The sequence below is a fragment of the Nocardia sp. NPDC006982 genome (assembly GCF_042869435.1).
In the GTDB taxonomy this organism is placed as follows: Bacteria; Actinomycetota; Actinomycetes; order Mycobacteriales; family Mycobacteriaceae; genus Nocardia.
The window spans coordinates 215,255-228,772 of record NZ_JBIAFV010000007.1; the positions used below are offsets into that span (position 1 = coordinate 215,255).

Genomic DNA, 13,518 nt, shown 5'->3' on the forward strand with positions numbered 1-13,518 from the left:
GGGGTTTCCTTTGCCCGGTGAGATATCTCCACAGACCGTGAGCCGATTCCCTTCGGGGACAGGGCGGATCGACGTATCTTCTTTGGCATGAGCAGCGGCCCCCTCCGACCGACACCGTTGTGGTTCGAGCTCTGGATGGGGGCCATCACCACCGTGATCGCGCTGCTCTGTGCCGCGCTGTGCTGGGAATTGGCTGCTCAGGGTAGCTTTGCGGCCAAAGTGCTGCTGTGGGTGGGACTTTCGGTGGTCGGGCTGGTCGCGATCGTCTTCGCCATCCTGGGCTTGATCCGCTATCACGCTGTCCTCGTGAGCCTTACCGCACCGCTACTGATCGCCGCCCTCGCCGCGCTGGTGTGGTACGAAGTCCCCGAAACCGCGGGTTGGCGCCTGTCACGCCCCATCCTCGAAGATCAGGCCACCGCCTGCGCCAATCCGGGCCACCGCACCCGCCTCGGCGTCTACACCGTCACCTACATCACCCGCCGCGACGGCGCCTGCCTGTTCTATGTCAGTGGCGGAGCCACCAATTCCGAAGGCTTCGCCTATTTCCCGGACAGCGCCCCGAGTACCGGGCCGGCCGGCCCCGGCGGCATCGGCTACGAACCCTTCCACGGTCCCTGGTATCGCTTCGTCGAAAACACCTGACAGATCCGGCTGAGGCCGCCATCGCTGTACAGCTCAATGCTGGACAGCAACCAGTGTTCGGATGATCATGAAGATTGCGGCCACACCGAAACAGGCCAGTCCGACCACCCATACTGTGAACATCTGCCGCATCGGTATCAGCTTGTCCAGCCAGCCGCCGTCGAGGTCGACGTTCTGGTATTGCGTCTCGAAGACAGGACCGTGTGAACCCCAGGTGCCCGCGCCGATCTGCTGGTCTTCGAACCGCTCCAGCCACAGCGCGTCCTTGCGTTCGGCAAGGCGATGGCTCGCCATGAGCATGATCGAAATGAACGACACGATCAGCGCGAGCAGCGACGAGGCTATGCGCGCGATGGAATCGTTGTCGGCACCCATCGAGATACTGAACAGGAATGCCTGGGCAGTCAGACTGAGGGCGGGAACTTGCCAGAGTAGGTTCTCGTATTGCAGGCGTCGGTCCGCCACGGTCCGGTAGACCGCATCCAGATCGGCCGAACGGCGGGGCGCTGCCTCGTCCACAAGGGGTACTGTCGCACAGTCGCGCAGACCTGGTGGGTGTTTGTCACGTTCGGGATGCGGAGCGCACCAGGAGGAGGATGCTGACCAGGAGCACCCAAGCCGGGAAGGCCAGCGTCATCCATCTGCTCGTTTCACCGGCCACCAGGAGTGCCAGGGCCGCCAGATAGCTGAGACCGGCGAGCCAGCGCGGCATCAGCCCGGTCTTCAGCCAAATCGTCGCGAGCGAGATCATGAACACGGCCGCCATCCGCAGTGCGTAGGTCTGGCATGCCGAAACCACGATCATCTTGCCGAAGTCGACCACTGCGGCGCGGGCGGCCGGGTCGGTGACGGCGGTGTTGCTGGACACCAGACCGGCGGCGACGGCGCTGCCGACGAACATCATGGCCAGGAACAGCAGGCCGCTACCGAGGAATACCGATAGGAAGAACCGGTCTTCGTAGCGCCCGAACCCGTCACGGACAACGCCGATGAACCACAGGAAGCTGATTCCGGCGAACGGCATGAGCACCGTCGCTGTTCTGATCGCGTTCTGCCGACTGGCCAGCCAATGAGTCGAGCCTTCGATGCCGTCGGGCATATCGAGACGGATCAAGATCAGCGTTATACCGAACAACACCGCGAAGACCACTCCGGCCAGTGCGGCCGCTCGCGGTGTCGACAACCGGTGCGGGGTCGGCTCGGTCTGTTGCGGCGATGTCGACATGCCGTCATCCTGTCAAATCCGAGCGCCGGTGGGCTGGATTTCCGGTCCGGGTCTGATTTCCTCGTTGTGCTCCTGGCGCAGAATTCAACGTACCGACGTCGTTGATCGAATTCCGTCCTGGTTGCCGGTGCTGTGTGGGTTTCGGCGAGATCGGCCGAGGCATAGCATATTGAAAGTCCAGCTTACTGCGGTGCGGAAGGTGGGTGAAGATATGACGACCGAGCCCGATTGGAGTAAACCGGCGGCCGTGGCCATCCCGGCGGAGGGCTATTTCGAGTTGGAGCGGGGCAGGTACGGTCCGATCTATCCGCGGACGCCGGCCTGCTACGGGTTCTCGATCATCGCCAAGGTGAAGCCGGGGCGCGAAGAGGCTATTCGCGCATACGGCAAGCAGATCCAGGATGCGGTGGCAGCTGGTCCGGATGTGCTGGCACCGCTGCGGCTGCACTATCTGCGTTGGGTGTTGTTCGACGTCGGATCGGGACTGCATTTCCAATATCAGGGCATTTTCGACACCGATTTCGACAAATACACCGAGGACGCCGTGGCCCTGTTCTCCCAGACCGGTATCACCACGGTTTTCACCAATCTCGAGGGATTTCCGGAGGATTGGAAGGAAAACCCGGAGGCGTTCGTGAAATTTGTTCGCGAACACCAGTTTCCGAGCTTCCTCGAATACGGTGAGTACCCCTACGTCACCGCCGACGAGATCAAAAAGGCGCTGCGGCTGAAAGCAGCGTTCTCCGACATGCTCGACCAGATGCAGTAACCCTGGGCCATGCTCGAACTCGACGATATTCAGCACATCCTGCTGACCCGGACCCCGGCGGTGACCGGCCGCTACGAGTTCCTGTCCTTCGATGATCCCGTCGGGGCGCGAGCTTGGTTGACGCCGCTGGTGGACCGTGTGCAATCGGCGGCGGACGTGCGCGCGACGATGGACAGTTCCGACCGCTGGGTCACGCTGGCCTTCACCTGGCGCGGGCTGCGGGCACTCGGCGTGCCGGAAGAAACGCTCGCCACCTTCCCGGACGAGTTCCGCGAAGGCATGGCCGCACGCGCTGACATCCTGGGTGACACGGGCGCTTGTTCTCCCGGCAACTGGGTGGGTGGGCTGGCCGGTGACGACCTGCACGCCATCGCGATCCTGTTCGCCCGCACCGATGCCGAGCATCAGCGCTGCACCACCGAACACCACAAACTGATCGCCCGCTGCTCCGGTGTGCGGGTGTTGTCGTTCCTGGATCTGAACGCGACGCCGCCCTTCGACTACGCCCACGATCATTTCGGGTTCCGAGATCGGTTGTCCCAGCCGGTGATCGCCGGATCCGGTGACACGCCGACCCCCGGCTCGGGAGCAGCGCTGCAACCCGGCGAATTCATCCTGGGCTATCCGGACGAGGAGGGGCCATCGCGAGCGCTGCCGCAGCCTGAGGTGTTGTTCCGCAACGGAAGCTATATGGCCTACCGGCGGCTGCAAGAACACGTCGGCGCGTTTCGGGACTATCTGCGCGAGCACTCGGACACCCCGGACGGGCAGGAGTTGCTCGCCGCGAAGGTTATGGGGCGCTGGCGCAGCGGCGCACCCCTGGTGCTGACGCCGGACCGGGATGATCCGGCGCTGGGCGCGGATCCCATGCGCAACAACGACTTCAACTACAAGGAAATGGATCCGCACGGCTATGCGGTACCACTCGGCGCGCATGCGCGGCGTCTGAATCCCCGTGACACTGCGGCGAACATGAACCGCCGCAGAATGATTCGCCGCGGCGCCACCTACGGGCCCGCGCTACCCGAGGATGCCCCCGACGACGGAGTCGACCGCGGGATCGCCGCGTTCATCATCTGCGCCAGCCTGGTACGTCAGTTCGAGTTCGCCCAGAACGTCTGGATCAACGACAAGACATTCCACGAACTCGGCAACGAACACGACCCCATCTGCGGCACCCAGGACGGCACCCTCGACTTCACGATCCCCAAGCGGCCCATCCGCAAGGTGCACAAGGGACTGCCGGCTTTCACCACGCTCAGAGGCGGCGCGTACTTCTTCCTCCCGAGCATCAGCGCTCTCCGATACCTGGCCACGCTCGACAGTCGAGAGGTGACACCATGAGCAGCACCCTGCCGTCGGCACGCACCTACAACCAGAACCACATTCCGCGCACCCACGACGGGCGACGGCGGATGAGCATCTATTGGACATGGAGCTATCCATGGGAGGCCCAACGCGATCCCGCCGAGATGTACAACCGCTTCTCGACGATGACCGAAGTCCGCAACGTACTGTGGCCGAGCTACGAGACGCCGGAATACGACGCCGCGCACTTCCTGCAGGGCATCGCAGGCACACTGGAGCTGTTCCATCGCTCGACGCTGGCGTTCCAGCAGTTGGCCGAAGATGCCACCGGTCACCCCGTCGCGGTCTTCCAGCGCATCGACCAGGCCGGCTACACCTTGCCGATCGACGAGCGGATCCTGGCCGACACCGACACCCTGATGGTGTTCGGGCTCGATCACGTCCTTTCCGAGCAGCACGCCGCCTCAGCCGAGATCGATGCGATCCGCGACTGGCTGCAACGCGAAGGCACCTGCCTGCTGCTGGCGCCGCACCACGACGTCGGGTGCACCGACGACTACGCGCAGCGACAAATGGAATACGCGCATCACGGCGACCCACTGGTGCCGCGGCAGCAACGATTCGGCCAGTACACACGCTCGCTCATGCAGGCCCTCGATGTTCCGGTGCACAACAAATGGGGCCTGCGCCCCGCGGTCGTGGACGGCACCAATGAGATCGCACCCTTGACCGGGTTCCGCGATCTGGACGTACCCCGGCTGCTGGACAATGTGACGACGTTCAACTTCCACCCTCATCTACCGCACTACGAGCTCACCGCGCCGGAATCCGACTCGCTTCGTGTCCTGGGCCGCCAGCGTGTCGACCCCCAACGGCCCCATCCCTTCACCGCCGCGGGCGATACGGAATTCAATACGTTGATCTGGATGCCCCCCGCCGACAGACGAGCGGGCGATATCGTGCTCATCGACTCCACCAACTTCACCACGCTGTTCGGCGGGACAGACAGCCTCCGCAACCTCTGGCACAACCTGGCCACCATGAAGTGACCACCGGTTCAGGGCTTGGGTTCGATCCAGAGGGCTTCGGCTACGGCGCACAGATCGCCGGAGGGCGTGGCGAGAGCGATGCCGACCGTGTGTTTGCGCCCTTGGTGGCTGATGGGCCAGGCGTAGGAGATGTAGGGGGAGTCGGGGTAGACGGGGCGGAGTTGGGTGGCGGTGAGGGCCGCGGTTACGCCGCCGAAGCTCATACCTTGTTTTCGCATGGCGGTCCAGCCGCCGGGGCAGTCGAGAGCGGACCAGACGACTTCCGGTGGGAGTCGGCCGGATTCGTCGGCCAGGCCGCGATCCGGAGTCCAGGCGGCGATGACGAGATCGTGATCCGGCGTGTCCCAGGTGAGTAGGCGCAGGCCGCGGCCGGGTGCGCAGGCGGCGCCGCAGCCATAGCAGTCGGTGACGCGGCGCGACACCATGGCCGCGTCGGTGACGGCCTTCGCCTCGGCCCAGCTCGGGGCGGGCGGTGGATCGATGGTGAGCGCCGCCGGAGTCGATTCGGCGAGCAGCGCGCCGTCGGCATCGGTCAGCGTGTAGCCGCCGGATCTGGTGGGGCGCAATGACATCGGGGTCTTCAGCGGCACCCTGGCGCGGAAGTCGACGCGTATCTCGGTGGCCTCGCACGGCCCGGCCAGCAGGCCCGCGACGTAGCCGCCGAACGCCACGTCGGGATATCCGTGCACGTGTTCGGGGACGGTGACTGTCTCGGTCTGGATCACGGGTCGCTCGCGCCTTTCTGTGCCGTCGATCTGGATCGACCGTACCTCCGGATTCGGGCGCATCGGAATCGGCGACAGCGAATGCGCATGTGCGCAGGGCACGGCACTGTGGCAAAGCTCTGAGCTGGCACCACGTGGCCGGCCCGTATCCGATGATGGGGCGCGGGTCGGCTATTACGTGGCCTGACCGCCGAGTTGGGTGAGCAGCACGCTGATGACACCGGCCTCCTGACTCTGGCTCTGGAACATCGAGCGCGCGGTTTCCTTGACTGGGCCCGAGGGCAGAAGTTCGTCGGCGGCCCGAGCCATCACCAGTCCGCCTTGATGATGACGAAACATCAATTGCAGGAACAGTATTTCCGCATCGTGACCGCGGGCTGCGGACAGGGCGTCGAGTTCGGCGGTTGTCGCCATACCCGGCATCGCATCGCCGCTCGACTGACCCGCGCTCGGATGATGTTGCGACACAGCCGAATCGGGGTGCATCCACGCCATCGGATGCGACGACAGCGGCGACGCATCGGCCAGCCGCAGCCAGCCGAGCATGGTCCCGATCTCGATGTGCTGGGCATCCGAAAGCTGTTGTGCCAGCCGCAGCACGGTCGGGTCCACGTCACGATCCAAGCGCTGCACCATGATCAGCGCCTGCTGATGATGCGCGGTCATATCCTGCGCGAATCCGATCTCGACCGCGTTGAGAACCGGTGCGGTCGTATGCTGTTCGGGCAATACGAGCGGACGCAGCGCCGCGCCGAGTACAACCAGGACGAACGCAACCGAGGCGAGCGCCGCGACTCGGAACCAACGGGACACAGCTACGACCCGACGGTCGATTGCTGATTCTCGGGCACCGTATATACGCCGTTGTCCAGTTGCAGCACCATGAATCCGTTATCGGAGCAGGCGACATACAGCTGGTTGCCGCGCCACTCCGGCGGCGAGAAACACCAGTCGGTGGAGACATCGCCGAAGGCGAGGTTGCCGGTGCGCGGGGTGAGCGCATCCAACGGATCGAATTGACCCTCCAACACCGCGCGTGCGGCCGGTGGTGTGCTCATCAACGGCACACCGATGATCGACGCGAGGGCATGCGGTGAGTTCCACAGGCTCAGGTTCTGGCCGGTTCGTGCGGGCGGATTGAAGTAGGCGATCTCGCGAATATTATGCGGATCGCGGACGTCGAAAATCCTGATGCCGGAGGAGATCCAACCGCACGCGAGGGCTGTGGGGTCGTCCGGGCGGTCGGCGGCACAGTAGTGCGATTCGTAGGCGAAGGCCGAACCGCCCATCGAACTACCGATATTGCTGTCGATGTTCTGCAGCAGGTTGATCTCCAGCTTCACCTTCCCGGCCACCTTTGGTGCGGTGTCGTTGGAGATATCGATGAGTTTCACACCGCCGGAACCGCCTTCGTCGACGGTGTATAGGTAGGGCTTGCCGTCATAGGTCACCGGGATGCTGTGCTGGGTGGCCCAGCCGTCGGTCCAGAAGGTGCGGCCGATATGGGTGACCTGCGGGTTGGGATCGCGGCGCTGAACCGCGCTGATATCGAGCACGGTAAATCCGCCGAGCGCGGAAAGGTACATGCGGTTGCCGTCCGGACTGATGCCGAAGCCGTGCGCCTCGATGCCGGTCAGCCCCTGCCAGATGACATGCGGAGCGGCCGGATCGGTGAGATCGACCGCGCTGACGAAACCGGGCGCGACACCCGAGGCCCAGTAGGTGCGACCGTCGGGGGACCAGCCGCCCTCGTGTGTGGTGATCGGCAGCGGCATCAGCAGATTCGTGCCGGGTCCCGGATTGAGCAGCTTCGGATACGCGCAATCGGAGACGTCGTAGACCGACAGATAGCCGACGCCCTCGCCGACCGGCACGCCGGTCCCGACCAGCAGTTTGCGTTCGGTGTTGACCTTGAGGCTCTCCCAGGTGCCCGCGAGCATCGCGGGTTCGGTCAGGGTGACCGTCGGGCGCGGGTGCGCTGGATCGGAGACGTCGAGTACCTGGACGCCGCGGCCCTCGCTGATCAGGTCGCCGGGGAAGAAAGAACCCATATAGGCGCAGTGGTCGAAGCTGGTGGAGGTGATGCCCGCGCCGCGTCCGGCGTAATTGCCGACCATCGACATATTGCAGGTGTAGCCCTGGGTGCTGCGCCGACTGTCGCGGTCGGCGGCCGAAACATCGCCTTGCAGCCCGGTTTCCGGCATCGATCCCGGTCCGCAGTCAGCCCTGGGTACCGAGGTCCGGCCGACATCGAGGAATTCCTGGACCGCGGTGGCGATATCGGATTGCAGATCGGCCGATGCGCTGCTGGGCAACATCATTGCGGCCACGATCGTGGTGGCGAACAAGGCCAGCGGCCGGGCACCACGCAGTCTCAGCTTCGGGTGCATCATTGCATCCCAACTTTCCTCATCATGGGCACAGACCGCGCCGACTCAGACGGAGTATGAACTGACTGAATGGTAGTAACAGGCAGTAACTTACAGCTGGGTTTTGGTGAAAATACCAGGTAATTGATACGTTTCGCTGCGACGCTCAGCTAGCGGTCAGTGCCTTGGTCTCATCTGTCAGCAGCGACGTGCAGACGTCGAGCAGGGACTGTCTGAGTCCCGTCGACCGCTCGGCCAATGCCGACTGCGCCCGGACGTATTCTGCACGCCCCACCGGTGTTTCGATGCGGATCGGCTCGTAGCCGTAGTCGGTGAGGTCGTACGGGCTGGCGCGCATATCGAGTTCGCGTGCGGCGCAGGCAAATTCGAAATAGTCGAGCAACAGGTCGGAGGAGATGAGCGGGGTCAGTTTGAAACCCCATTTGTAGAGGTCCATATTGGCGTGCAGGCAGCCGGGCTGTTCACGAGCGACCTGGTCGGCGCGGGTCAACGGTTCCGCGTTGCGACCGACCGCGTCCGGGGTGAAGAAGCGGAATGCGTCGAAGTGGGTGCAGCGCAGAGACAACGATTCGACGACCGCATCGGTACCGGTGCTGCCCAGGCGCAGCGGCACCTGTTGGTGGCGGACCTCGTCGGTTTTGTACACCATTGCCCACTCGTGCAGGCCGAAGCAGGACAGCTGCGCCGGGCGGGATGCCGTGGCGCGCAGCAGTTTTGCGATGAACTCGACGGTGTCGCGACGCCGCCCGACGAACGCGGGGTCGGCGGTATAGACACCCGAGCCGGAACGTATGTCGTGCCGGTGATACCCGCGAGCCCCGTCGTACTCCCGCGCGCCCGCCAATGCGACACCGAATCCCGGGTGCCAGCGCCGCAATTGGGCGGGCTTGTGTCCGTAGTAGGTGAACAGGAAGTCGATCACCGGATGTGACGACCCCGCCGCGCGCCGTTCGAGATACGGTCCGACGAGCTCGTCCAGCCGAGCCCGGTGCGCGGCGGCACTGGTCCGCCACTCGGACTCGGCCAGCACGATCATTCGATCACCCGGTGCGTCCCGTCGCGCACGGTGCCGACGAACTCTTCCACCAGATCCTCCAGCGCCACAATGCCCACCGTATTTCCACGAGTGTCCACGACGCGGCCGAGGTGGGAGTTGGTGCGGCGCAAGCGGGCCAGCGCCTCGTACAGGGGGGTACCGGCGCTGACCGTCGGCAGTGGACGAATATCGGTGCGCGGGATGGGTGTATTCGGTCCGGCGCTTTCGTCGGCGACCTTGTCGAGCACATCCTTCACATGCAGATACCCGACCAGCGAGCCGTCGCTCGCGCGCACCGGATACCGGGAGAAACCGGTTTCGGCGACCGCGGTTTCGATATCGCCGAGCGTGGTGCCATTGCCGCGCAACGGAACCGAGCGGGTCGTCGCCAGCTGTACCATCACATCTCCCACCACCCGATCGGAGGTGCCGAGCGCCTGGGTGAGGCGGCGGTGCTCTTCCTCGTCGAGCAGGCCCTCCGAACGGGATTCACCGATCATCTCGGCGAGCTCGACACTCGAGACCGTCGCCTCGAGCTCATCCTTCGGCTCGACCCGCAACATGCGCAGCGACAGATTCGCCGCCAGGTTGTAGAGGGCGATGAGCGGACGCGCCAAGCGCAACCACATCAGATGCACCGGAACCAGCAGCAGCGCACTGCGTTCCGGTCCGGCCAGCGCGATATTCTTCGGAATCATCTCGCCGAACAGAATGTGCAGGATCGCCACGATCGCCAGCGCGATGGCGAAGGCCACCGGATGTAGCAGCTGTTCGGGCAGGCCGACCAGCTCGAACGGCCCCTCCAGCAGATGCGCGACCGCGGGTTCGCCGACCCGGCCGAGCAGAATCGAGCAGATGGTGATGCCGAGCTGCGCGGCGGCCAACATCATGGACAGGTTCTCACCGGCCCGGATCACCGTGTGCGCCTTGCGCTTGCCTTGTGCGGCGAGTGCTTCGAGACGGTCACGGCGGGCCGAGATGAGCGCGAATTCGGCGGCGACGAAGAAGGCATTGCAGGCCAGCAGCACGACCGTCAAGAGGACACCGAGGAGATCACCCATGGCTGTTCTCCTTCAGTACGGCGGCCGCGACCGGGACCAGCCGGATCCGATCGATACGCCGCCCATCCATCCGTTCGACCTTGGCGATCCAGCCGCCGTCATCGTCGTTCGGATAGCGATGCGAAGACCGTGGATTCGGCAGGATCACCTCATCACCGGTCACCGGGATGCGGCCGAGCCGGGTGAGTACCAGACCGCCGAGGGTTTCGTATTCGCCCTCCGGCGCGTCGTAACCGGTGGCCCGGGAGACCTCGTCGATGCGTAGCAGCCCCGAGCAGTCCCAGCCGTCGGCGACCCGGCGGACATCACGTTCTTCCTCGTCGTGCTCGTCGCGGACATCGCCGAGGATCTCCTCGATGAGATCCTCCATGGTCACGATGCCCGCAGTGCCGCCGTATTCGTCGACCACCAGCGCGACCTGCATGCCGTCGGCGCGCACCCGCTCGAGCACCTCGTCGCCGTCGAGGCTGGCGGGCACGATCGGGACCGGCCGGGCGAGCAGATGCAGCGGGATGGTGTTGCGGAGATTCGCCGGATGGGTGAACGCCTGTTTGACGTGCACCACGCCGAGGGTGTTGTCCAGATCGCCGTCGATGATCGGGAAGCGGGAGTAACCGGTGCGGCTGGCGGCCGCGATCAGATCGGCGATGGTGTCGGACTTGTCCAGGGATTCGATCTTGACCCGCGGTGTCATCAACTCCTCGGCGCTGCGCTCACCGAATTGCAGCGAGCGATCGACCAGCTGCGCGGTGCGGTGGTCCAGCGCGCCGCGCAGTGCGGAGGTGCGCACCAGCGAGCCGAGTTCCTGCGGGGAGCGCGCCGAACGCAGCTCCTCGGCCGGTTCCACACCCAGGCGCCGGACCACCCAGTTCGCGGTGCCGTTGAGGAAGCGGATCATCCACTTGAACACCACCGAGAAGGCGATCATCGGGCCCGCGGTCACCCGGGCAGTGCCGAGCGGCTTCGATATCGCGATGTTCTTCGGCACGAGCTCGCCGTAGATCATCGACAGCGAGGTGGCGAGCAGCAACGCCAGCGTGAGCGAGATACCGTGCGCCGCACCCTCGCTCAGACCGAGCGCGGTGAACGGCGGCGACAGCAGCCGGGCCAGGACGGGTTCGGCGATATAGCCCGTGATCAGCGTGGTGATGGTGATACCGAGCTGGGCTCCGGAGAGCTGGAACGACAATGTGGTGTGCGCCTGTCGGACCATGCGCGAGCGGGCGTCCCCGACCGTGCGCACATGCGATTCGACGGTGCTGCGTTCCAGAGCGGTGAGCGAGAATTCGGCGGCAACGAACAACGCGGTGCCGACGGTGAGGGCGATGAACCCGATCAGGCTGAGCACGGTGAGCACGACGGACATCGTCAGCACCACCTGCGAAACATGCGATGAGCTGAATCGGATCGGGCGGCTGTGGGAAGGAGGGCGCCGGGTTTGTCACCCGGCTCGGTAGAGGAGCCCTCCTGTGCGGCGCCCTCGGACGCGGGTGACAACTTGTTCCTCTCGGCAAATGGGTTTGTGTAACCGGAAACCGGCAACCACTATGCTACCGGCCCACGCGCGTGCCCGCGTGGGCCGGTATTGCTGTGTCTGATTGGCCGCGCCTGCGGCGCGGCGTGTTCGCGGCCCCCCTGGTGTCTCGCGTCCGAGCCGTCGAGACTCGCGCCTGCGGCGCATGCGCTTCGACGGCTCGGACGCGAGACGGGCCGCGAACGTCGCTCGTAAGACTCGCTCCGTTGGGGTCGGCTGGGCAGGATGGCTCAGCTTTTATCCACGCTGAGCGGTCTACCAGCCGCTCGGCAGCGGGCGGCCTTCGGCGAAACCTGCGGCCGATTGCACGCCCAGCACGGCCTTGTCGTGGAACTCGGTGAGGCTGCGGGCACCCGCGTAGGTGCAGGCGCTGCGGACGCCGGAGCAGATGTGGTCAATGAGGTCCTCGACGCCGGGGCGTTCCGGATCCAGGCGCATGCGCGAGCTGGAGATGCCCTCTTCGAACAATGCCTTGCGGGCGCGGTCGAAGCCGCTGTCGGTGGCGGTGCGGGCGGCGACAGCGCGCTTGGAGGCCATGCCGAAGCTTTCCTTGTAGGCATTGCCGTCGCGGTCGACGCGCAGGTCGCCGGGGGATTCGTAGGTGCCGGCGAACCAGGAGCCGATCATCACATTGGACGCGCCCGCGGCCAGTGCGAGAGCGACGTCGCGCGGGTGCCGGACCCCGCCGTCGGCCCAGATGTGCACGCCGAGTTCCTTTGCGGCGGTGGCGCATTCGGCCACCGCGGAGAACTGCGGACGGCCGACGCCGGTCATCATTCGGGTGGTGCACATGGCACCGGGGCCGACACCGACCTTGATGATGTCCGCGCCCGCAGCGGCCAGATCGCGGGTGCCCTGCGCGGAGACCACATTGCCCGCGACCAGCGGCACACCGAGGCCGAGATCGCGGATGGCGCTGAGGGTTTCGAGCATCTTGGCCTGGTGGCCGTGTGCGGTATCGATGACGAGCAGGTCCGCGCCGGCGTCGACGAGCGCCTTGGCCCTGGCCGCCACGTCGCCGTTGATGCCGACCGCGGTGGCCACGCGCAACTGGTTGTTGGCGTCCACATTGGGTTGGTAGATGCCGGTGCGGATGGCTCCGGTGCGGGTCATGACGCCCGCGAGGCTGCCGTCTTCGGCGATGAGCACGGCGAGTTGCGCGTGCTCGGCCTCGAGCAGGTCGAACAGATCGCGCGGCGAGGTACTGGCCGGTGCCTGCACGAAGTCGGTGACCGCTACGTCGCGCAGCCGGGCGAACCGGTCGACATCGCTGCAGGATGCCTCGGTGACCACACCGACCGGCTTACCGCCGTCGACGACGACCACGGCGCCGTGGGCGCGCTTGTGCATCAGGGCGACGGCCTCGGAGACCGAACGTTCCGGATCCAGCGTGACCGGGGTATCGGCGGTGAGCGAACGGCTCTTGACGAAGGCGATGGTTTCCGATGCCGCGGCGATCGGAAGATCCTGCGGTAGGACGACGATGCCACCGCGACGGGCGACAGTCTCGGCCATCCGGCGACCGGCGACCGCGGTCATATTCGCGACGACAATGGGGATGGTGGTGCCGGACCCGTCTGCGGTCGCAAGATCCACGTCGAACCGTGACGCGACATCCGTCCGATTCGGGACGAGGAAGAGGTCGTCGTAGGTCAGGTCGTACGGCGGCTGATGACCGGGGAGAAACTGCACTTAATCGATTCTAACCGGTGCGCCGCAGTTCCGTGCAATCACCCAGCACTCCCTGTGCGCCAGTGTTCTCCTGATCTCGAGCCG

General features: G+C 65.3%; 13 protein-coding genes. 4 read left to right on the top strand and 9 right to left on the bottom strand.

Annotation, left to right across the window (positions count from 1 at the left end):
* The first annotated feature begins 87 nt into the window (after window positions 1-87).
* Window positions 88-645, top strand: a complete 558-nt coding sequence (locus ACFYOW_RS28005; protein ID WP_387292789.1) for a hypothetical protein — start codon at window positions 88-90, stop codon at window positions 643-645.
* 33 nt (window positions 646-678) lie between these two features.
* Here the strand turns inward: ACFYOW_RS28005 and ACFYOW_RS28010 are convergent, their stop codons facing one another.
* Together ACFYOW_RS28010 and ACFYOW_RS28015 are read right to left on the bottom strand one after the other, a co-directional pair.
* Entirely contained in the window at window positions 679-1,164 is a 486-nt protein-coding gene (locus ACFYOW_RS28010; protein WP_387292791.1) for a hypothetical protein, read from the bottom strand.
* Between the two features lie 43 nt (window positions 1,165-1,207).
* Window positions 1,208-1,870 (bottom strand): hypothetical protein, encoded by a 663-nt coding sequence (locus tag ACFYOW_RS28015; RefSeq protein WP_387292793.1) that lies wholly within the window; start codon window positions 1,868-1,870, stop codon window positions 1,208-1,210.
* Between the two features lie 211 nt (window positions 1,871-2,081).
* Between ACFYOW_RS28015 and ACFYOW_RS28020 the strand changes: the two genes are divergently transcribed.
* Genes ACFYOW_RS28020 through ACFYOW_RS28030 form a run of 3 tightly spaced genes read left to right on the top strand, consistent with a single transcriptional unit; the run spans window position 2,082 to window position 4,996 of the window.
* A complete protein-coding gene (locus ACFYOW_RS28020; RefSeq protein WP_387292795.1) occupies window positions 2,082-2,639 on the top strand; it encodes a hypothetical protein in 558 nt (185 codons plus the stop codon).
* 9 nt (window positions 2,640-2,648) lie between these two features.
* On the top strand, window positions 2,649-3,983 hold the full coding sequence (locus tag ACFYOW_RS28025) for a Dyp-type peroxidase (RefSeq protein WP_387292797.1): 1,335 nt from the start codon (window positions 2,649-2,651) through the stop codon (window positions 3,981-3,983).
* Window positions 3,980-4,996 (top strand): hypothetical protein, encoded by a 1,017-nt coding sequence (locus ACFYOW_RS28030; RefSeq protein ID WP_387292799.1) that lies wholly within the window; start codon window positions 3,980-3,982, stop codon window positions 4,994-4,996. Before ACFYOW_RS28025 ends, ACFYOW_RS28030 begins: the two co-directional genes overlap by 4 nt.
* An 8-nt stretch (window positions 4,997-5,004) precedes the next feature.
* Here ACFYOW_RS28030 and ACFYOW_RS28035 read toward each other — a convergent pair whose 3' ends face one another.
* From ACFYOW_RS28035 to ACFYOW_RS28065, 7 genes are all read right to left on the bottom strand, one after another.
* Window positions 5,005-5,721 carry a hypothetical protein gene (locus ACFYOW_RS28035; protein ID WP_387292801.1) on the bottom strand — a complete coding sequence of 239 codons (717 nt, stop codon included), beginning with the start codon at window positions 5,719-5,721 and terminating at the stop codon, window positions 5,005-5,007.
* A gap of 174 nt (window positions 5,722-5,895) precedes the next feature.
* Complete coding sequence (locus ACFYOW_RS28040) at window positions 5,896-6,534, bottom strand: DUF305 domain-containing protein (protein ID WP_387292803.1); 639 nt, start codon at window positions 6,532-6,534, stop codon at window positions 5,896-5,898.
* Window positions 6,535-6,536: 2 nt separating this feature from the next.
* Window positions 6,537-8,111: an LVIVD repeat-containing protein gene (locus ACFYOW_RS28045; RefSeq protein WP_387293231.1), complete on the bottom strand. Its 1,575-nt coding sequence runs from the start codon at window positions 8,109-8,111 to the stop codon at window positions 6,537-6,539.
* Between the two features lie 145 nt (window positions 8,112-8,256).
* Complete coding sequence (locus tag ACFYOW_RS28050; protein WP_387292804.1) at window positions 8,257-9,147, bottom strand: 3-methyladenine DNA glycosylase; 891 nt, start codon at window positions 9,145-9,147, stop codon at window positions 8,257-8,259.
* Window positions 9,144-10,208, bottom strand: coding sequence for a hemolysin family protein (locus tag ACFYOW_RS28055; protein WP_387292806.1), 1,065 nt, complete (start codon window positions 10,206-10,208; stop codon window positions 9,144-9,146). The genes ACFYOW_RS28050 and ACFYOW_RS28055 overlap by 4 nt, the downstream gene beginning before the upstream one ends.
* Entirely contained in the window at window positions 10,201-11,574 is a 1,374-nt protein-coding gene (locus ACFYOW_RS28060) for a hemolysin family protein (protein WP_387292808.1), read from the bottom strand. The genes ACFYOW_RS28055 and ACFYOW_RS28060 overlap by 8 nt, the downstream gene beginning before the upstream one ends.
* 423 nt (window positions 11,575-11,997) lie before the next feature.
* Window positions 11,998-13,434, bottom strand: coding sequence for a GuaB1 family IMP dehydrogenase-related protein (locus tag ACFYOW_RS28065; RefSeq protein ID WP_387292810.1), 1,437 nt, complete (start codon window positions 13,432-13,434; stop codon window positions 11,998-12,000).
* Between the last annotated feature and the right edge of the window lie 84 nt (window positions 13,435-13,518).

What these genes read in the sequence shown, in the direction of transcription:
- ACFYOW_RS28030 (WP_387292799.1), top strand. Translation starts at nt 3,980, where the DNA reads ATGAGCAGCACCCTGCCGTCGGCACGCACCTACAACCAGAACCACATT.
- ACFYOW_RS28020 (WP_387292795.1), top strand. Translation starts at nt 2,082, where the DNA reads ATGACGACCGAGCCCGATTGGAGTAAACCGGCGGCCGTGGCCATCCCG.
- ACFYOW_RS28050 (WP_387292804.1), bottom strand. Translation starts at nt 9,147, where the DNA reads ATGATCGTGCTGGCCGAGTCCGAGTGGCGGACCAGTGCCGCCGCGCAC.
- ACFYOW_RS28045 (WP_387293231.1), bottom strand. Translation starts at nt 8,111, where the DNA reads ATGCACCCGAAGCTGAGACTGCGTGGTGCCCGGCCGCTGGCCTTGTTC.
- ACFYOW_RS28015 (WP_387292793.1), bottom strand. Translation starts at nt 1,870, where the DNA reads ATGTCGACATCGCCGCAACAGACCGAGCCGACCCCGCACCGGTTGTCG.
- ACFYOW_RS28005 (WP_387292789.1), top strand. Translation starts at nt 88, where the DNA reads ATGAGCAGCGGCCCCCTCCGACCGACACCGTTGTGGTTCGAGCTCTGG.
- ACFYOW_RS28025 (WP_387292797.1), top strand. Translation starts at nt 2,649, where the DNA reads ATGCTCGAACTCGACGATATTCAGCACATCCTGCTGACCCGGACCCCG.
- ACFYOW_RS28060 (WP_387292808.1), bottom strand. Translation starts at nt 11,574, where the DNA reads ATGTCCGTCGTGCTCACCGTGCTCAGCCTGATCGGGTTCATCGCCCTC.
- ACFYOW_RS28055 (WP_387292806.1), bottom strand. Translation starts at nt 10,208, where the DNA reads ATGGGTGATCTCCTCGGTGTCCTCTTGACGGTCGTGCTGCTGGCCTGC.